Consider the following 19,710-nt stretch of genomic DNA (forward strand, 5'->3'; position numbering starts at 1 on the left):
CCGCAGAGTAGCCGGGCGCGCACCACTCTCGGCGACGCGGGAGGATCATCCTGTGGAACTCACTCTGCTCGGCACCGGCACACCCGAGGGCCTGCCCCGCCCCGGCTGTCCCTGTGCGGCCTGCGCGGTCTCCGTCGGCACCCGCTCCCGCGCCGCGACGGCCGTCCTCGTCGACGGGGCGCTGCTGCTGGACCTGACCCCCGGGGCGGTGCTGGCCGGCGCCCGGGCCGGGCATTCGCTGGCCGGCGTACGACAGGTCCTGCTGACCCACCCGCACGACGGGCCCGCGGTGGAGCTGCCGCCCGGGCTGCCGGCCGCCGGGCGGGTGCCCGACGGGCGGGAGCTGTCGGTGATCTCCGGGCACCGGGTGCGGGCGGTACCGATGGACGCGCCGGGCACCGGCTACGAGGTGACCGGCCCGGACGGCGGCCGGCTGCTGTACCTCCCGCCCGGCGGGGCGCCGGCCGGGACATGGGGGTCCCCCCGGACGGAGTCTGGGGGCGGGGCGACCGGGCAGCGGCCGTACGACATGGTCCTCGCCGACGTGCTGGGCCGGCCCGAGGCCCTGGCACGGCTGCGGGCGAGCGGCGCGGTGGGCCCGGCCACGGACGTGGTCGCCGTCCACCTCGACCACGACACCCCGCCCGGCCGGGAGCTGGAGCGCCGGTGCGCGGCCGCCGGGGCCCGGGCCGTGCCGGACGGGAGCACCCTGATCGTCGGGGAGTACCACGCGGTGCCGGACCTGCCGCGCCGCACGCTGGTGCTGGGCGGGGCCCGCTCCGGCAAGTCCTACGAGGCGGAGCGGCGGCTGGAGGCCTTCCCCGGGGTGGTTTACGTGGCCACCGCCGGCACCCGCGAAGGGGACGCGGAGTGGGCGCAGCGGATCGGCCTGCACCGGGAGCGCCGGCCCGCGAGCTGGCGGACGGTGGAGAGCTGCGACCTGGTCCCGCTGCTGGCCGAGACGGGTCCGCCGCTGCTGATCGACTGCCTGGCGCTGTGGCTGACGGACGCGATGGACCGGGTGGGCGCCTGGGACGACGCGGAGTGGGCCGCCACCGGCCGGCTGAAGCTGGCCGACCGGATGGCCGAGCTGGTGGCCGCGGTGCGCGCGACCCGCCGCACGGTGGTGCTGGTCAGCAACGAGGTGGGGTCCGGGATCGTCCCGGCGACCGCGTCGGGCCGCCGCTTCCGCGACGAGCTGGGCCGCCTCAACACCGCGGTGGGGAACGAGTGCGAGCAGGTGCTCCTCGTCGTCGCGGGGCAGGTGCTCGTACTCAAGGAATAGCAAGGAACAGCAGCGCCTCGGGAAATGGCAGGGGTGACGCCGTGAAGCCCTCGAGATCCGCCGGAGAGAGGACCGGGCTGGCCGCCTTCGCCGGGTGCTGCCTGCTGGGTGGCGGCAATGCGGTGGGCGTGCGGTTCAGCAACCGCGAACTGGACCCGCTGTGGGGCGCGTCGCTGCGGTTCGGGGCGTCCGCGGTGGTGCTGCTGGCGGTCATGGCCGTGCTGCGCCTCGCGCTGCCGCGCGGGCGGGCTCTGGCCGGCGCGGTCCTGTACGGGGTCCTCAACTTCGGGGTGACCTTCGCGCTGGCCTACTACGCGCTGGTCCGTGTCCACGCGGGGCTGGGGCAGACGCTGCTGGCCCTGGTGCCGCTGGTGGCGCTGCTGCTGGTGGTGGCCCAACGGCAGGAGCCCTTCCGCAAGTCCGCGCTGGCGGGCACGCTCGTCGCCGCCACCGGGGTGGCGCTGGCCTCGCGGGCTCCGCTGCAGGGCGATGTGCCGGTGCTGTCCCTGCTGGCGGTGCTGGGCGCCGTCCTGTCCTTCGCCGAGGCCACCGTGCTCGTGCACCGGCTGCCGCCGGTCCACCCGGTGACGATGAACGCGGTGGGCATGAGCGCCGCGACGGCGCTGCTGCTCACCGGCTCGTTCGCCGCCGGGGACACCTGGCGGCTGCCGGAGCGGACGGCGACCTGGTGGGCCCTGGCCTACATGGTCGTGGCGGGCTCGGTGCTGACGTTCGTCCTCTACCTGGTGGTGGTCCGCCACTGGGGCGCGTCGCGCGCCGCCTACGTCTTCGTCGTGATCCCGGTGGTCACGATCGTGCTCTCCGCCTGGCTCGACGACGAGGAGCTGACGGTGGGTCTGCTGCTGGGCGCGCCCCTCGTGATGGCGGGTGTGCACCTCGGAGCGCTGAGGCCCGGCCGGCACCGGGGCACCCCCTGAGGGGAGGGCCTCACCGGCTGTACGCTTCGGCAGATGAGCACGCTGAATCTCGACGACTTCTCCGATCTGATCGAGCGCCCCGACGGGGGCGTCCGGCGTGATGCCGAGGAACGCCGTGAACGCCTCTCGGTGCCGCCCGGCGCGCTGGGCCGGCTCGACGAGCTCGCCGAGTGGCTCGCCGCCGCTCAGGGGCGGGTGCCGGTCAAGCCGATCGAGCACCCGCGCGTGGTGTTGTTCGCCGCCGACCACGGGATCGCCTCCGAGGGCGTTTCCGCGCGCGCCGCGTCCACCGGCCACGAGCTCGTACGGGCGGTGCTCGACGGGACCAGCCCCGTCGCCATCCTGGCCGGCCGGCTCGGCACCACGGTGCGGGTCGTCGACGCGGGGCTCGACTGCGACCCGGAGCTGCTGCCCGAGGACGTGGTCCGCGACCGCGTGCGGCGCGGCAGCGGCCGGATCGACGTGGAGGACGCGCTGACGGCCGAGGAGGCCGAGGCGGCGCTGCGTCTCGGGATGCGGATCGCCGACGAGGAGGCCGACTCCGGTACGGATCTGGTCGTCCTCGGCGACCTGAGCGTCGGCGGGACCACCGTCGCCGCCACCCTGGTCGCCGCCCTGTGCGGCACCGACGCCTCCGTGGTGACCGGCCGCGGCGGCCTGCCCATCGACGACCTGGCCTGGATGCGCAAGTGCGCGGCGATCCGCGACGCGCTGCGCCGGGCCCGGCCGGTGCTGGGCGACCAGATCGCGCTGCTGGCCGCGGTGGGCGGCGCCGACGTGGCCGCCATCACCGGTTTCCTGCTCCAGTGCGCGGTGCGCCGTACGCCGGTCATCCTCGACGGCGTCGTCTCGGCGGCCTGCGGACTGGTCGCCCAGCGGGCCGCGTTCCGGGCGCCCGACTGGTGGCTCGCCGGCCAGGCGAGCGGCGAGCCCGGCCAGGCGAAGGCACTGGACCGGATGGCACTCAACCCTGTGCTCGACCACGGCGTCACAGTGGGCGAAGGTACCGGGGCATTGCTGGCACTCCCCCTGGTCCAGGCGGCTGCCGCACTCGCGGCGGAACTCCCGGAGCAGGCGGCGCAGGAGCCGACGGAATGAGTCACCGGGGCCCGCGGTCCTGACCAGGCCGCAGTCCCCGGACTGGCCCGCCATGGATCGCGACGCCCCATATGATCGCTTTTTATGGGAGAGGTCCGTTTGACCAGCGTAGAAACCGACCGCGGCGCCGCAGGGGCGCCCGGGCCGGCATCCGGAAGGAAAGAGACCGGCGGCGACTCCGCCGGAAAGGCGGCGGGGGGCGGCCGGGAGACCGGCCGGGGGAGCACCCGCTCACGGCGCAGCGCCGCGTTCGCGGTCTGGTACCTGCGCGCCGTCACCTTCGTCAACTTCCTCAGCGCGGTGTGGGTTTCGCTCGGCCAGGATCTGCGCCAGCACAACATCGAGGACTTCTACACCCCGTACCTGCTCACCGCCGGCTTCGCGTCCGGCCTGTTCTCGCTGATGCTGGCCGTCACCATGGGCCGCCGCAAACGCGCCGCGTGGATCCTGAACCTGGTACTGGGCGGCATGCTGCTGCTGGCCTTCCTGCGGGCGGCCTTCGCCCCGTGCGTCCAGTGGGGCGAGTTCAACCTGTGCTACCCGGAGTTCCGCGAGCACACGCAGAACTGGGTCTCGCTCGTCCTGACCGCCCTGTTCGTCGGCGCCCTGCTGCTGGGCCGCCGGGAGTTCTACGCCAAGGGCGACCGCTCCAACCCCGCGCTCGCCACCATCGTGGCCACCGCGGGCCTGCTGGTCACCTCGCTGATCGCGGCCCTGCTCGTCGGGGCCACCAACACCGCGGCGGCCGGCGCCGAGGCCACCTTCCTGTCCCGCTGGCGGTACGGCGTGATGCGCCTGATCACCCTGGACCCGGACGCCAAGACCTATCGGACCATCACCACGCCCGGCTGGGTGGACGTCTTCATCAACGTCATGTCGATGCTCCTGCTGCTGGCCGTGCTGTTCGCGGCCTTCCGCTCGCGGCGCGCCGTCGACCCCCTCTCCGAGGAGGACGAGGACCGGCTGCGGGCCCTGCTCGCCAAGCAGGGCGACCGCGACTCGCTCGGCTACTTCGCGCTGCGCCGCGAGAAGTCCGTCATCTGGTCCCCCACCGGGAAGGCCGCCGTCACTTACCGCGTCGTCGGCGGGGTCTCGCTGGCCTCCGGTGACCCGATCGGCGACCCCGAGGCCTGGCCCGGGGCCATCGAGCCCTGGCTGGCCGAAGCCCGCGAGCACGGCTGGGTGCCGGCCGTGATGGGCGCGAGCGAGGAGGCCGGGCAGATCTACGCCCGGCACGGGCTGGACGCGCTGGAACTGGGCGACGAGGCGATCGTCGAGACCGCCGACTTCACGCTGGAGGGCCGCGCCATGCGGACCGTCCGGCAGGCCTACAACCGCGTCAAGCGGGCCGGCTACACGGTGCGGATCCGCCGCCACGCCGACATCCCGGCCGACGAGATGGACGTCCTGCTGGAGCGCGCCGACGACTGGCGCGACGGCGCGACCGAGCGCGGCTTCTCCATGGCGCTGGGCCGACTGGGCGACCCCGGCGACGGCCAGTGCGTGATGCTGGAGTGCACCGACGGCAACGGCGACCTGCGGGCCGTGCTGTCCTTCGTACCGTGGGGCCCCAAGGGCCTGTCGCTGGACCTGATGCGCCGCGACCGGGACTCCGAGAACGGCCTGATGGAGTTCATGGTCATCGAACTCCTGGAACGCTCCAAGGAGATCGGGGTCACCCAGGTCTCGCTGAACTTCGCGATGTTCCGGTCCGTCTTCGAGCGCGGGTCGCGGCTCGGCGCGGGCCCGGTGCTGCGGATGTGGCGCTCGCTGCTGAGCTTCTTCTCCCGCTGGTGGCAGATCGAGTCCCTCTACCGGGCCAACGCCAAATACCGGCCGATCTGGGAACCGCGGTTCATGCTCTTCGAGAAGAGTTCGGACCTGCTGCGGATCGGTATCGCGGCGGGCCGGGCCGAGGGCTTCCTGGAGGCCCCCGGCCTGCCGAAGTGGCTGCACCGCAGACACCTGGAGACCCGCCGTTGACAGCGTTGGCCACCTCCTCACTCGGGCGGTTCGCCCGCCGCGAGTGGGGGCCCCTGTTCTGGACCGTCCGGGACGCGCTCGTCCACGACAAGTGGCGGGCGATCCCCATGACCCTCGGCGCGGTCTGCCTGACCTCGGTCTTCCAGATCGTGCAGAACACGTCGTGGGGCTTCCAGCCGGTCCAGAACCTGGGGTCGGTCAAAGCGGTCGACCCCCTGTGGCTCGCCCTGCTGCGCACCCCCCTGTCCCTGTTCGTGCCCGCCCTGGACCTGCCGGTGTGGGGCGCGCTCGCGCAGATCCTGCTCGTCTTCGGCATCTCCGAGATCTGCATCGGCTGGTGGCGCACCCTGCTGATCGGCTACGTCGCCACGCTCGCCGGGACCACGTACGCGCGGATCGGGCTCTCGCTCGGCCCCGACCACCCCTTCGGCCTGCCGGTGTCCGACCGGATCGTCAACGACACCGGGCCCTCGGCGGCGGTGGTCGGCCTCGCCATCTACGTCTGCTGGCGCTACCGGGCCTACCTCACCGGCGCCGCCGTGATCCTGGTGATGATCGGCGAGGTGCTGATCAAGGACAACCTGGCGGGCAAGGAACACCTGGCCGCCATCGCCGCCGTCATGGCGGTCTGCGTGGTCCGGGCCCAGTGGGGCCCGGAGCGCTCCCGGCAGCCGCTGGGCCGGCGCCCTCCGCCGGTGGACAGCCGGTAGCCGGAGCCCGGGCAGGCCGTACCGTATCCGCGTGACGACAGACCTCGGGCGGTTCGCGCCCACCCGGCAGTGGATGCGGGCCCATCCGCTCGCCACCGATGCCGTGCTCGCGTTCGGGGCGTTCGTCGCCATGGTGCTCGGGTCCTTCGCCGATCCGCACGGCCCGCACGGGCCCACCTTCGGGACGCGCACCCCCGAGCCGTTCTCGCTGGTACTGATGCTGCTCGGCGCGGCCGCCCTGGTGTGGCGGCGCCGGCGGCCGCGCACCGTACTGGCCGTGACCTGCGGGCTCTCGCTGCTGGAGCTGACCACCGGGGAGCCGCGGGCGCCCGTCGCCATGTGCGCGGTGATCGCCCTGTACACGGTGGCCTCGCGCACCGACCGGCCCACGACCTGGCGGATCGGACTGCTCACCATGACGGGCCTGACGGGCGTGGCCATGCTCGCCGGACCGATGCCCTGGTACGCGCAGGAGAACCTCGGGATCTTCGCCTGGACGGGCATGGCCGCGGCCGCCGGTGACGCCGTGCGCAGCCGGCGGGCCTTCATCGACGCCATCCGGGAGCGGGCCGAGCGCGCCGAGCGGACCCGGGACGAAGAGGCGCGGCGGCGGGTCGCCGAGGAGCGGCTGCGGATCGCGCGGGACCTGCACGACGTGGTGGCGCACCACATCGCGCTGGTCAACGTGCAGGCGGGGGTGGCCGCGCACGTCATGGACAAGCGCCCGGACCAGGCGAAGGAGGCCCTGGCCCACGTACGGGAAGCCAGCCGCTCGGCACTGAACGAACTGCGCGCCACGGTCGGGCTACTGCGCCAGTCCGGCGACCCGGAGGCGCCGACGGAGCCGGCGCCGGGGCTGGCCGTCCTGGACGAGCTGGTGGACACCTTCCGGCACGCCGGGCTGCCGGTGGAGGTCATCGTGCAGCTGGGGCCCGGGGCGGGAGCGCTGCCGGCGGCCGTGGACCTGGCGGCGTACCGGGTCGTCCAGGAGGCCCTGACGAACGTGCGCAAGCACGCGGGGCCGGGGGCGCGGGCGGAGGTCAGCGTGGTGCGGGTGGGGCCGTCGGTGGAGGTGACGGTCCTCGACGACGGCGGCGACTCGGCCGACTCCGCCCCACCCCCGACCGACCCGGGCGGCGGCCACGGCCTCCTCGGCATGCGCGAACGCACGGGCGCCCTCGGCGGCTCCTGCTTCGCGGGGCCCCGGTATGGGGGCGGCTACCGGGTGCACGCGATTTTGCCGGTCTGAGGCGGGGGGGGACCGGGGCACCGTCCCGCGCTGCGCGGGGCACCGTCCCGCGCTGCCGTTGTCCCGTTTCCGGCCCGGGCCCGCTTCTTCCCCCTCGAGGGGCCGGGAGCCGGTCGGCGGCTGCCCACCCGCCTCCCAGCGGGGCGGGGGCGGAGGCCGGCGGGTACAGGCGGCCGGACCCGGGATTGGTCGGGGTCTGGGCTGGTCGGTCTCAGGGAGGGATTGGGGGTTTCCCGTCAGTCTCATCGTCCTTCCGTGTCGTGCCGGCCTTTCAAGGGCGCTCCTCCTTCGTCGTCGCGTCGCTTCGCGATGGCCTACGGCCACCCTTGACAGGCCGACCCGCCCCGGAAAAACGAAGACTGCCGGGAACCCCCCAAAGGAACGGGCCGGGTCAGAGACACATCCACGAGCCTGTCAGGGACCAGGCGACGGGCCGGGGGCGGCCCAACCCACACCAAACAGCGCCGAGAAGCCCATCGGAGGACGGCGGCGCGGCAGATCGCTACGCGCTTCGCACGTCTCGGCGTCCGCCGGCCGCCTGGGGCCGATACCCGCACCAAACAGCGGCGAGAGGCCCATCGGAGGACGGCGGCGCGGCAGATCGCTACGCGCTTCGCACGTCTCGGCGTCCGCCGGCCGCCTGGGGCCGATACCCGCACCAAAGGGCGGCTTGAAGCCCATCGGAGGATGGCGGCGCGGCAGATCGCTACGCGCTTCGCACGTCTTGGCGTCCGGCGGCCGTCTGGGGCTGATCCGTGAGCAGTTGGCGTCGCCGGAGGGCTGGCAGCGGAAGACGAGAACGTGCCGTTGTCGGCTCGTCGGATGGTACAGACGCACATCGTGACCTGCGGAGATGCCGCTCGTTCGGACGTGTCGCGCGATTCTTACCGGCTCACCATAGGGGGTATCGTCGTCCGGTCACGGACGGCAATCGGATCGTCTGTCCAACCCAGGGGAACCGACATGACTGATCTGAACTCGCTGCGGGCAAGCCTTGCGTCGGGTGAGCACGAGTTCGCCGACACCTTGGCCTTCGTCGCCGCGCACTACGAGTATCAGCCGCAGGCGTTCCGCAACGGCGAACTGGAAAATGCCGCAGGTGAGAACGAGGGTTCCTGCAAGACGCTGGGCCTGGCCCTGCTGGAAGGGCTGAGCGACGAAGAGGCGCTGCTGGCATTCGGTGAGCACTATCGCAGCGTGCTGGCGACGCCGAACGGCACTGATCACAGCAACATTCGCAACCTCATGGCCCATGGCCTGGCAGCGGTGAGCTTCGCCGGGCAACCGCTGGCCCACAAGAGCTGAACAGCACCGTCGAGCCCGCCCACGACCAGCCCCAGGCGACCGTCGGACGCCAAGACGCGCGAAGCGCGTAGCGATCTGGCGCGTCGCCGTCCTCCGATGGGCTTCTTGCCGCTGTTTGGTGCGGGTATCGGCCCCAGGCGGCCGGCGGACGCCGAGCGATGGGCAGCGTGTAGCGATCTGATGCGCCTGCCGGGTCCGGAGGCCCATGCGGTCGTCCTGTGGTGCGGGTATCGGCCCCAGGCGGCCGTCGGACGCCGAGACGTGGGGAGCGCGTGGCGATCTGGCGCGTCGGCGGCGCCGGGTGGGCTTCTCGGCGCTGTTTGATGTGGGTTGGGCCGCCCCCGGCCCGTCGCCTGGTCCCTGACAGGCTCGTGGATGTGTCTCTGACCCGGCCCGTTCCTTTGGGGGGTTCCCGGCAGTCTTCGTTTTTCCGGGGCGGGTCGGCCTGTCAAGGGTGGCCGTAGGCCATCGCGAAGCGACGCGACGACGAAGGAGGAGCGCCCTTGACAGGCCGGCACGACACGGAAGGACGATGAGACTGACGGGAAACCCCCAACCCCTCCCTGAGACCGACCAGCCCAGACCCCGACCCCCGACCCCCTCAGCAGCTCTTCCGCCAAGCGTCCAAGTCCCCCCGCTTCTGCAGCGAGCTCAGCTGAAGGTGTCGCGAGCGCCCGCAGAAGCGCCCCGTCGGCAGCTCGTACTCGACGTGGAAGACCGCCTTGCCGGCCTCGATGAAGGGGGTCAGCCGCTCGCACTCCCCGTACTGCGCGCACTGCTCGTTCACCGCGAAGTCGAACTCCCCCACCAGCTGCGGGATCTGGTCCAGGTCGTTCTTCAGCCCCACCGCCAGCCCCCGGTCGTGCGCCAGCTTCGCGATCAGCCGGTTGTAGCGCAGCTGGTCCTCCGCCGTGAGGGGGAAGCCCGACTTGTTCTTGTAGGCGTCCATGTTGTCCGGCTCGACCGCGTCGAAGCCCTTCTCCCGGCACATGTCGAACCGCTTGGCCATCAGCGGCTCCAGCTCCGCCACCCGCCGGATGTCCAGCCAGCGTTCGCCCTCCCAGCCGTTGCCCTCGCCGAGCAGGTCCTTCGCGAACTGCCCCGCGTCCGGGCGGAAGTCCTCCCAGGCGCCGGTGGAGAGGTAGCAGATGGTCTTGCGGCGGGCCTGCTTGAGGGTGGCGACCTGTTCCTTCGTCGTGTTGAAGCCGTCGACGTCGTACACCGCCGCCTTCACCGACGTGTCGAGCCCGCCCGTGAGCTGCCACTGCCAGCTCACGCCCGGCTTCGGCTGCCACCGCTCCCCCGGCGCCGGGTCGGGCGAGATGTCGTCGGGGTCCTCGGCCGCCGTACAGGCGGCGAGGAGGAGGAGCGGTACGACGAGCAAGGTGCGCAGACGCTTCACGCCGTGGCCTCCAGGGCGTACGGGAGGGTCCCCCACGGGTGGGCGCCGGTCCCCGGGACCGCGCAGTGCACGCCGGCCCGCCGCGCCTCGGCGAGTTCGGCGGCGGGGGCGCCCGGCGGGACGGCGTAGACGAGGTGGCAGAACCGCTGGGCGGGGTGGTCGGCGGTCCACGGCGGTACGGGGCCCGCGTCCCGGTAGTCGTCCCAGGGGCCCTCGAAGGTGACGAGCAGGTCGGCGAGTTCGGCGTAGCCGGGGTGCGGGTGGACCCCGTGGTTGAGGACGAGGGTACGGGCCCCCGCGGCCCGGGCGGCGACGGCGAGCCGCCCGTAGTGCGCCAGCAGTTCGGGGGCGGAGGCGGCCTGGTCGAGGAAGGCGCCGTCGGTGCCGTACCAGTCGCGGTGGCGCAGCAGGTCCTGGACCACGGCGGCGTGCGGGCGGCGCCCGTAGTCGGTGTCGGCGTAGCCGAGGACGGGCACCCCGGCCTCGCGCAGCCGCTCGGCCACGCCCGCGAACCGCTCGTCGGGGGCGGCGCCGGGCCCGCTGTCGGGGTTGAGCACCACCGAGTGGAGCCGGCCGGCGGAGCCGATCAGCCGTTCCCAGTCGTCGGGCCGGTCGGCGGGGTGCTCGTAGAGGGGCACCAGCAGCATGGGGAGGGAATCCTTCTTCTCATACGCTTCATAACGTTTCAGAGGTTTCAGAGGTTTCAGAGGTTTCATACGTTCTGACGTGGTTCATCGGTGGGCGGTCGCCCGGCCCAGGAGCAGGCAGACCAGGACGGCCAGGGCCGCCGCGGCCGCGCCCGCCACCACGAGCTGGATCAGCCGGGGCTGTCCCAGCCCGGCCAGCAGGGCCAGGCTCTGGGCGACGGCGGCCGAGGCGCACACCACGGCAGCGGGCCGGACCGCCCCGAAGGACTGGAGGAGCAGGCCGGTCCACATCACCGCGCCGAGCAGGAGCAGGGTCAGGGCGCGGACCCCGGTCAGGGCGGGGGCGCCCGGCCAGAGCAGGGTTCCGGCCAGGCCCAGGGCCAGCAGCACCACGAGGTAGGCGGCGAGGCAGCGGGCCAGGGTGGCGTGCATCCGCCGCCGGAAGGCGCCGGGCGAGCGGGCGGCCCGGAGCCCGGCGAGGGTGCCGCTGCGGAACCGGTGGAGGAGCCATTCGGCGGGGCCCATGCTGAGGGTGAGCGCCACCGCCGAGGGGGCGGCCACGGCCTCGGCGGGGCCGCCCGCGAGCACCTCCCCGAGGGCGGCGTACAGCACGAGCAGGCCGGTGCCGAGCCCGAAGACCCCGTACGGGACGGAGTCCCCGAGCCGGGGCCCGCGCGGGGCGTACTCCTCCTCGGCGCCGCGCAGCATCCGCCAGCGCACCGGCCCGCCGCCGCCCGGGGGCCGCTCGGTCCAGCCCCGGATCCGGCGCACGGCGGACCGTGCGCCCGCGGAGACGGGCAGTTCCCGTACGGCCAGGGTGCAGGCGGCAAGCAGGGACACGGCGAGCAGCGTCACGCGGACCGGCACGGGCAGGTCGATGAAGAGGGCGAGCAGGGCGCCGGCGGCCATCGGGCCGAGTGCGGCGAGCAGCATCCGCTCCCGGCCGAGGACGAGCAGGACGGTGGCGGCCCCGACGTAGAGGGCCTGTCCGGCGGCGAAGGCGTACGAGAACGGCGGCCCGCCGGGGACGGCCAGCGCGGCGGCGGTGCCCAGCAGGGAACCGGCGGGGGCTCCGGCGAGCAGGGTCCGCGCGGCGGCGGCCCGGTCGCCGAGGCCGAGCCAGGAGTAGGCGCGGTGGGACAGGGTCTGGTCCCAGACCCAGCCGATGAGCGCTCCGGCGAGCAGGGTGAGCGTCCCGGCGGGCAGGCCGAGCCGGTCCGGCGGGCCTTCGAGGAGGGGCGCGCCGAGGACGTAGGCGAGGCCGGGCAGGGCGAAGATCACCCCGCGCAGCAGGCAGGCGGTGAGGGAGACCTTCCAGGGGTCGGGGGTGTCCGCGGGCTCCGGGAAGGAGCGGGGCACCCGGGCGTAGAGCTCTTCGGCGAGGGCGAAGGAGTCGTGGCGGCCGTAGCTGAGCCGGATGTGCTCGTCGGTCATGCCGTCGGATTCGAGGATCGCGGCGATCTCGTCGGGGTGGACGGCGGCGGCCACCAGCCCGTCCAGGCGGGTGAGCAGTTCGTCCATGGGGTCGGCGGCCGCCGGCCCGTCGCGGCGGGGCCGCGGGACGGCCGGCAGTGTGTCGGCGGCGGTCGGCCACCCCGCCGGGCCGGGTGATCCCGGCCCGGCGGAGGCTGAGGCTGAGTCGGACACCCCGGCGCCGTCGCGGCCGGCCCCGGCCGGGTGTCCGGTGGCGCCGGGGCCCGTGCCGCCGGCGGCCCCGGCCGGGCGGGGAGCCCGCTTGTACGCCGTCGCGCCGGCGGAGCCGGGGAGCAGGCGGCCGGCCGGGACCCACCCGCCCTCGGAGCCGGGCGGCTTGAGCCAGAGGGATCCGCTCACCACAGGCTCCCGTCGGCGGCCAGTTCGCGGTACCAGGGGTCGGCGAGCCGCCGGGTCCAGTCCTCGCCCTCGCGGACGGGCAGGACGGGCTGGCCCGAGAGCTCGCGGTAGATGTGCCGGAAGCCGTCCACGGACTGGTGGAGGGTGAACTTCTCCACCACCCGCTTGCGGGCCATCCGGCCGAGCTCGGCGCGGCGTTCGTCGTCGCGGAGCAGGGCGAGCGTGGCGCGGGCCATGGTCTCGGGCTCGCGGGGCGGGACGACCAGGCCGGTGTCGCCGACGGCCTCGCGGACCCCGCCCACGTCGGTGGAGACGGTGGTGCGGCCACAGGACATGGCCTCGATGATGGAGAAGGGGAAGCCCTCGCTGATGCTGGAGAGCATCACGATGCTGCCGGCCGCGTAGGCCCGGGCGACCTGCTCGATGCGGCCCTCGTACGAGATCCCGTCGCCGACGCCGAGTTCGGCGGCGAGCTTCTCCAGGCGCAGCTTGTACTCCTCGCAGCCGGCCGGGACCGGGCCGAAGAGCCGCAGCCGCAGGGCGGGCAGTTCCTCGCGCATGAAGGCGTAGGCGCGGATGAGGGTTTCGAGGTCCTTGATGGGGTCGATGCGGCCGCACCAGCTGAGGGTGGGCACCTCGGGTTCGGGGCCGGCCTCGGGGAAGGCGTGCGGGTCGACGCCGTTGTAGACCGTGCGGATCCGGTCGGAGGCGGCGCCGCCGCGCTCCTCCCAGCGGCGGTTGTACTGGCTGCAGGGGGTGATCAGGTCGGCCTGCCGGTAGCCCTCGGTGTTGAGCTCGCGGTAGAAGCCGAGCATCAGCGCCTTGACCGGCCAGCGCTGTTCGGCCGTGCGGTAGCCGAGGTAGCGCTCGCGCAGGTAGATGCCGTGCTCGGTGAGGAGGAAGGGCACCTCGTCGAGCTGTTTGGCGGCGAGGGCCGGGAGGGTGGCCAGGCCGCTGCTGACGGCGTGCGCGACGCTGTCGGGCGGGATCCGCACGGCCAGCGGGCGCAGCGCGTGCTCCAGCAGGTCGGTGGCGGTGAGCGCGTCGTGGATGGTGGGCTCGGCGGCGGCGGTGCCGAGGCCGGGGCGGGTCCAGACGGCCATCAGCAGGCGCAGGACGGACTCGGAGCGCAGCGCCGGGGCGAGTTTCCCGGCCCGGGCGAGGAGGGCGAGTGCGCGCAGGGCCTCGGAGAATCCCCCGGCGGCCGGGTCGAGCAGGGAGAGCAGGAAGGTTTCGTAGACCTCGGTGAAGCGGCGGTGGGCCTTGCCGCGCAGGGTCGAACGGCGGCCTCGTCCCGGGGGCGGGCCCCAGAGCGGGACGGCGGTGTGCCGGTAGACGTTGCGCGGCAGCTCCCAGGTGACCGGCTCGCGTCCCGAGCCGGTCAGGGCTATGACGTTGAAGTCGACCTCCGGCATGCCGCGTACCAGTTGGTCGCACCAGGTGCTGACGCCCCCGTGGACGTGCGGGTAGGTGCCTTCGGTGAGCATGGTGACATGGCGCCCATGGCTCATGCGTGATGTCCCCCCAGGACGTGAAAGGGGCCGGCGCCCGTGTGTGCGTATCCGGAGCGCCGGCTTCAGGTGGTTCTCGTGACGGCTTGCTGGACTGCCCCGTACGGTCAGCTGGGCAGCTTGAGCGTGACCGCGGTCTGCAGCAGTTCGGGGCCGGTCCAGGCGGAGCGGTTGCCCGCGTAGGCGGTACCGAAGTCGGTGGTGCCGAGCAGGAGTTGCTTCTTGGTGCCGTTGGGGGCGGTCACCGGGGCGACGACCCCGGAGGGCGCCTTGACGGTGACGGCCGTGCCGATGCGGTAGGCGGTGACCTTGCCCTCGGCGAGCGCCTTGTCCCAGGCGGCGCGGCGGCCGAGCTCGACGCCGGTGTCCTTCATGCTCTGGTTCACGATCGGCGCGCTGGGTGCGTACAGCGCGCGGTAGGTGTCCAGGACCCGGTCGAGCACCGGGTAGAGGGTGCGGTCCTCGGCGAGGTTCGACTGGTGGACGTAGTGCGGGCGCGGGTCGTTGGCCAGCACGTGGCGCAGGGCGGTGCGGGCCTCCTGCGGGACGATGTGGTCGAGGTAGCCGGTGTTCGGGTCCAGCGGGGCCGGCAGACAGGTGGAGGTGGCGGGGTTGTCCTCGCAGACTCCGCTGCCGCCGTCCTCGCGGCTGGTGTAGATCCAGTTGTACTCGTCGGCCATCTCCGCGTTGGTGCCCGTGTTGTAGTACACGTTCATCGGGTGGCGGGGCACGGTGAGGGCGGCGCCGACCGGACGCTGCTGGGGTTCGCGGGAGTTGTCGCTGCCCGCCCATTTCACGCCGTTGTCGGCGAGCGCACCGGCCAGGTTGGGGTTGTCCTGGGCCTGCTGCGGGAGGGTCTTGAGGCCCGAGTGCTCGCCGGTGACGAGCTCGGTCCGGTCGGTGGTGATGCCCTTGGACGCGGCCCAGTTGTTGTTGTCGCGGATCTGCGCGGAGATCTCGGCGCGGCTCATCCAGTTGATGGCGCCCTGGGCGTTCTTCGTGCAGGTCCACGGGATGGTGGTGGTGTCCTGGACACAGCCGAGGAAGGGGTGCGTGTAGGTGTGGTTCATCCAGCGGTACTGGGCCCGGTCGGCGACGAGCTGCGCGGTGAGGGCGTCGGTGCCGCCGTTCTCGGCCTTCCACTCCTCGCCGGCGCCCGCGTTGAAGAGCATGTCGAGCTTGAAGCCCTTGGCGCGCTGCCACTGCGCCGCGTACACGGCGTCGGCGGCGGTCATGCGGATGGTGCTCTCCTTGCCCTCGCCGCCCGCGCAGGCGTAGTCGCCGGGCGTGCAGTTGAGGTCCTTGTTCCAGCGGGCGTCCGGGGCGAAGACGTCGTCGACGTGGACCGCGAAGTAGTTGCGGCTCTGGCCGAGGTGGACCCCCTGGGTGAGCCAGTCGACGATGCCGCGGGCCAGCAGCCGGAACTGCTGCTGGTACTGGTTGTAGCCGAAGGTGACGACCAGTTCGCTGCGCCCGTCGTGGGCGTACTCGCCGACGAGCGAGGCCCGTCCCGTGCCGACGGGGGCGTCGAGGTAGCTGGTGTAGCCGGTCCGCGGCTTGCCCATGAAGCCGAAGCTCTCGGGGACGAGGGCGGAGTTGTCCTCGAAGGCGACCTGCCCGCCCAGGTAGCCGAAGGGGCCGGCCTGGCCGGCGGCGGTGACGGCGGCCTGGGTGCCGTCGAGCTGGCCGCTGTAGCCGCCGTTGTCGGTGTACTCCAGGCCGACGCCCGGGTGGGCCCAGGTGTAGGCGTCGACCTGACGGATCCCGTACGCCGTCTCGTACGCGACGAGGGCGGCCATCTCGGCCGAGCCCTCGCCGAACGGGTTCTCGTTGGGCAGGACGACGCCCTGGTACTTGGCGCGCGGACGGCCGTCCACCGTGTCGCTGAGGAAGGCGGCGTCGATGACCGGCCGGCCGCCGCTGCCCAGCACCACGCGGGTGTAGGGCACGCCGGTGTCCCGGAGCTCCGCGGTGATCGCCTCGACCGAGCTGCCGCCGTCGTCGACGACGAGCACCTTGAGGTCGATGCGCGGCGTCGTGGCCGCCGTGGCGGTCGCGGCGGGTACTGCCACGGACACCAGGGCGGCCGCGGCCATGACGGCGGCGACCCTGTTCATCCGGTTCTTGTTGACCATTTCGGCCTTTCCCCCCGCAGGCGTCCTCGACTCGGCCCTGGCGGATGGCCGGGCGGAGGAGGCTCTGTGGAAATCATGCAAAGGAACCCCGCGTCCCCTTGCGAGAGTGGACCGAGTCTCTCGGACCTCGTCAGGTCTACGAGGCAAACCTGGAGCAGAGTCCACAGATGGGTGAACCTGGTGGCCTCTTGATCGAACAACTTGCCAAACCTTCGAGTGACGTGCGGGCGAGTAGCTGCGCGTAGGCTCATTTCCGGCGGCCGTCGGGCCGGAATACGATCGCTACGGATGGCCGTCCACCCACTCGGCCCACACACACACAAACGGAAGCGAGACTTCACTACCGTGACTGCTCTGACTCTCAGCACTGCCGGCGCCGCGACGCTGCGCGCCGACGCCCTCGTCGTCGGTGTCGCGAAGGGCCCCAAGGGGCCGGTCGTCGCCGCCGGCGCCGAGGCCGTGGACAAGGCGTACGACGGAAAGCTCGCCGCCGTGCTCGACGCGCTCGGTGCCTCGGGCGCCGAAAGCGAGATCACCAAGCTGCCGGCCCCGGCGGGCCTGAAGGTCCCGGTCGTGCTGGCGGTCGGACTGGGCGCCCTCCCCGAGAAGGACGAGTCGTTCGACGAGGAGGTGCTGCGCCGCGCCGCCGGCGCCGCCGCCCGCGCCCTCCACGGCTCGAAGAAGGCCGGCTTCACCCTCCCCCTGGACGACGCCTCCGCCATCACGGCCGTGGCCGAGGGCGCGCTGCTGGGCGCGTACGCCTTCACCGCCTACCAGGGCGGCGAGAAGAAGGGCTCCGGCAAGAAGGAGGGTCCGAAGCTGCCGCTCGCCGAGGTCGCCCTGCTGGGCGCCAAGCCGCGCGACAAGGAGCACAAGGCCGCCGTCGAGCGCGCCACGGTCGTCGCGACCGAGGTCAACATCGCCCGTGACCTGGTCAACACCCCGCCGAACGACCTGACCCCCGAGGCCTTCGCCGCGGTCGCCTCCGCGACCGCCAAGGAGCACGGCATCAAGGTCCAGGTGCTCGACGAGAAGGCCCTGGTCAAGGGCAGCTACGGCGGCATCATGGGCGTCGGCAAGGGCTCCGAGAACCCGCCGCGCCTGGTGAAGCTCTCCTACACCCACCCCAAGGCGGAGAAGACCCTGGCCTTCGTCGGCAAGGGCATCACCTACGACTCGGGCGGCATCTCCCTGAAGCCGGCCGGCCACAACGAGACGATGAAGTGCGACATGGCCGGCGCCGCCGCCGTCTTCGCCTCCGTGGTCGCCGCCGCCAAGCTGGGCCTCCAGGTCAACGTCACCGGCTGGCTCGCGCTCGCCGAGAACATGCCGTCCGGCTCCGCCGTGAAGCCCGGCGACGTGCTGCGCATGTACAGCGGCAAGACCGTCGAGGTGCTCAACACGGACGCCGAGGGCCGCCTGGTCCTGGGCGACGCGCTGACCAAGGCCTCCGAGGACGCCCCGGACGCGATCGTCGACGTCGCCACCCTGACCGGCGCCATGGTGCTGGCCCTGGGCAACCGCACCTTCGCGGTCATGGGCAACGACGACGCGTTCCGCACGTCGATCCACGAGATCGCCGAGGAGGTCGGCGAGGCCTCGTGGCCGATGCCGCTCCCCGCCGACCTGCGCAAGTCCATGGACTCCCCCACCGCCGACATCGCCAACATGGGTGAGCGCATGGGCGGCGGTCTGCTGGCCGGCATCTTCCTGCAGGAGTTCGTCGGCGAGGGCATCACCTGGGCCCACCTCGACATCGCGGGCCCGGCCTTCCACGAGGGCGCGCCGTACGGCTACACCCCCAAGGGCGGCACCGGCTCGGCCGTGCGCACCCTGGTGCGGCTGGCCGAGCGCACGGCCACGGGCGACCTGGGCTGACGCTCCACCGAACGATGTGAGACACGCCTCAGGCCTTGATCGAACCCTTGATCAAGGCCTGAGGCCTGTTCACCCACAACGAAATCCGTAGGTTTCTACGCAGCGGTAATGCGTAGTTCGTGCAGAACGACCTCCCACATGCTGGGCCCGGCGTCCCGCGTTCCCGCGACAAATGCGAAGATGGGTTCTCGGCAGGACAGGGCCCCCACCACAGGGCCGAAGAAACAAGCGGCCGATTACCAGCCGCCGCCCGGTCACAGAGGACCGGTGCCCGGCGCACATGCATGGAGGACGTGACGTGGCGAACGACGCCAGCACCGTTTTCGACCTAGTGATCCTCGGCGGTGGCAGTGGCGGTTACGCCGCGGCTCTCCGCGCATCCCAGCTGGGTCTCGACGTTGCGCTGATCGAGAAGAACAAGCTCGGCGGCACCTGCCTGCACAACGGCTGCATCCCCACGAAGGCTCTGCTGCACGCCGGTGAGGTCGCGGACCAGGCGCGCGAAGCCGCCCAGTTCGGTGTCAAGGCCTCTTTCGAGGGCATCGACATCGCGGGCGTGCACAAGTACAAGGACGAGGTCATCTCGGGCCTGTACAAGGGCCTGCAGGGCCTGGTCGCCTCCCGCAAGGTGACCTACATCGAGGGTGAGGGCCGCCTCTCCTCCCCGACTTCCGTCGACGTGAACGGCCAGCGCATCCAGGGCCGCCACGTCCTGCTGGCGACCGGCTCCGTGCCGCGGTCGCTGCCGGGCCTGAACATCGACGGCAACCGCATCATCTCCTCGGACCACGCGCTGGTCCTGGACCGCGTGCCCGAGTCCGCCATCGTCCTGGGCGGCGGCGTCATCGGCGTCGAGTTCGCCTCGGCGTGGAAGTCCTTCGGCACCGACGTCACCGTCGTCGAGGGCCTCAAGCACCTCGTCCCGGTCGAGGACGAGAACAGCTCGAAGCTGCTGGAGCGCGCGTTCCGCAAGCGCGGCATCAAGTTCAACCTCGGCACCTTCTTCGACAAGGCCGAGTACACGGAGAACGGCGTCCGCGTCACGCTGGCCGACGGCAAGACCTTCGAGGCCGAGGTGCTGCTGGTCGCCATCGGCCGCGGCCCGGTCTCCCAGGGCCTGGGCTACGAGGAGCAGGGCGTCGCGATGGACCGCGGCTACGTCCTGGTCGACGAGTACATGCAGACCAACGTGCCGACGATCTCGGCCGTCGGTGACCTCGTCCCGACCCTGCAGCTCGCGCACGTCGGTTTCGCCGAGGGCATCCTGGTCGCGGAGCGTCTGGCCGGTCTCAAGACCGTCCCGATCGACTACGACGGCGTTCCGCGCGTCACGTACTGCCACCCCGAGGTCGCTTCCGTCGGCATCACCGAGGCCAAGGCCAAGGAGATCTACGGTGCGGACAAGGTCGTCGCCCTGAAGTACAACCTGGCGGGCAACGGCAAGAGCAAGATCCTGAAGACCGCGGGCGAGATCAAGCTCGTCCAGGTCAAGGACGGTGCCGTGGTCGGCGTCCACATGGTCGGTGACCGGATGGGCGAGCAGGTCGGCGAGGCCCAGCTGATCTACAACTGGGAGGCCCTGCCGGCCGAGGTCGCGCAGCTCATCCACGCGCACCCGACCCAGAACGAGGCGCTCGGCGAGGCCCACCTGGCCCTGGCCGGCAAGCCGCTGCACTCCCACGACTAATCGTCCCGGGCGCGACGACCACTTCCGCACTTTCGTAAGGAGCAACAGA

Annotated in this window: 14 protein-coding genes; 9 read left to right on the forward strand and 5 right to left on the reverse strand. The window is 72.6% G+C overall.

Going from position 1 to position 19,710, the window contains the following annotated elements:
- Positions 1 to 52: 52 nt before the first annotated feature.
- From ACGFYU_RS17870 to ACGFYU_RS17900, 7 genes are all read left to right on the forward strand, one after another.
- Positions 53 to 1,285 (forward strand): bifunctional adenosylcobinamide kinase/adenosylcobinamide-phosphate guanylyltransferase, encoded by a 1,233-nt coding sequence (locus ACGFYU_RS17870; RefSeq protein ID WP_393828222.1) that lies wholly within the window; start codon positions 53 to 55, stop codon positions 1,283 to 1,285.
- Positions 1,286 to 1,326: 41 nt separating this feature from the next.
- Positions 1,327 to 2,223, forward strand: coding sequence for a DMT family transporter (locus tag ACGFYU_RS17875; protein WP_393828223.1), 897 nt, complete (start codon positions 1,327 to 1,329; stop codon positions 2,221 to 2,223).
- A gap of 33 nt (positions 2,224 to 2,256) precedes the next feature.
- On the forward strand, positions 2,257 to 3,321 hold the full coding sequence (cobT, locus tag ACGFYU_RS17880) for a nicotinate-nucleotide--dimethylbenzimidazole phosphoribosyltransferase (protein ID WP_393828224.1): 1,065 nt from the start codon (positions 2,257 to 2,259) through the stop codon (positions 3,319 to 3,321).
- A gap of 84 nt (positions 3,322 to 3,405) precedes the next feature.
- On the forward strand, positions 3,406 to 5,304 hold the full coding sequence (locus ACGFYU_RS17885; protein ID WP_393828225.1) for a phosphatidylglycerol lysyltransferase domain-containing protein: 1,899 nt from the start codon (positions 3,406 to 3,408) through the stop codon (positions 5,302 to 5,304).
- Positions 5,301 to 6,014, forward strand: a complete 714-nt coding sequence (locus ACGFYU_RS17890) for a hypothetical protein (protein ID WP_393828226.1) — start codon at positions 5,301 to 5,303, stop codon at positions 6,012 to 6,014. Before ACGFYU_RS17885 ends, ACGFYU_RS17890 begins: the two co-directional genes overlap by 4 nt.
- A 73-nt stretch (positions 6,015 to 6,087) precedes the next feature.
- Entirely contained in the window at positions 6,088 to 7,263 is a 1,176-nt protein-coding gene (locus ACGFYU_RS17895; protein ID WP_393828275.1) for a histidine kinase, read from the forward strand.
- A 963-nt stretch (positions 7,264 to 8,226) separates the two neighbouring features.
- Positions 8,227 to 8,568, forward strand: a complete 342-nt coding sequence (locus tag ACGFYU_RS17900) for a HopJ type III effector protein (RefSeq protein WP_393828227.1) — start codon at positions 8,227 to 8,229, stop codon at positions 8,566 to 8,568.
- Between the two features lie 601 nt (positions 8,569 to 9,169).
- Here ACGFYU_RS17900 and ACGFYU_RS17905 read toward each other — a convergent pair.
- From ACGFYU_RS17905 to ACGFYU_RS17925, 5 genes are all read right to left on the reverse strand, one after another.
- The gene (locus ACGFYU_RS17905; protein ID WP_393828228.1) at positions 9,170 to 9,970 is read right to left on the reverse strand and encodes an endo alpha-1,4 polygalactosaminidase; all 801 of its coding nucleotides are present in this window, start codon (positions 9,968 to 9,970) and stop codon (positions 9,170 to 9,172) included.
- A complete protein-coding gene (locus tag ACGFYU_RS17910) occupies positions 9,967 to 10,617 on the reverse strand; it encodes a spherulation-specific family 4 protein (RefSeq protein ID WP_393828229.1) in 651 nt (216 codons plus the stop codon). Before ACGFYU_RS17910 ends, ACGFYU_RS17905 begins: the two co-directional genes overlap by 4 nt.
- A gap of 84 nt (positions 10,618 to 10,701) precedes the next feature.
- Complete coding sequence (locus ACGFYU_RS17915) at positions 10,702 to 12,450, reverse strand: hypothetical protein (protein ID WP_393828230.1); 1,749 nt, start codon at positions 12,448 to 12,450, stop codon at positions 10,702 to 10,704.
- Complete coding sequence (pelF, locus tag ACGFYU_RS17920) at positions 12,447 to 13,961, reverse strand: GT4 family glycosyltransferase PelF (RefSeq protein ID WP_393828231.1); 1,515 nt, start codon at positions 13,959 to 13,961, stop codon at positions 12,447 to 12,449. The genes ACGFYU_RS17915 and pelF overlap by 4 nt, the downstream gene beginning before the upstream one ends.
- Positions 13,962 to 14,068: 107 nt before the next feature.
- Entirely contained in the window at positions 14,069 to 16,096 is a 2,028-nt protein-coding gene (locus ACGFYU_RS17925) for a hypothetical protein (RefSeq protein ID WP_393828232.1), read from the reverse strand.
- Between the two features lie 345 nt (positions 16,097 to 16,441).
- On the opposite strand from ACGFYU_RS17925, the gene ACGFYU_RS17930 reads away from it, so the two are divergent.
- Positions 16,442 to 17,974, forward strand: a complete 1,533-nt coding sequence (locus ACGFYU_RS17930; RefSeq protein WP_393828233.1) for a leucyl aminopeptidase — start codon at positions 16,442 to 16,444, stop codon at positions 17,972 to 17,974.
- 298 nt (positions 17,975 to 18,272) lie between these two features.
- On the forward strand, positions 18,273 to 19,661 hold the full coding sequence (lpdA, locus tag ACGFYU_RS17935) for a dihydrolipoyl dehydrogenase (protein WP_382643443.1): 1,389 nt from the start codon (positions 18,273 to 18,275) through the stop codon (positions 19,659 to 19,661).
- Positions 19,662 to 19,710: the final 49 nt, after the last annotated feature.

The organism is Streptomyces sp. NPDC048337 (assembly GCF_043201175.1).
Classification (GTDB): domain Bacteria; phylum Actinomycetota; class Actinomycetes; order Streptomycetales; family Streptomycetaceae; genus Streptomyces.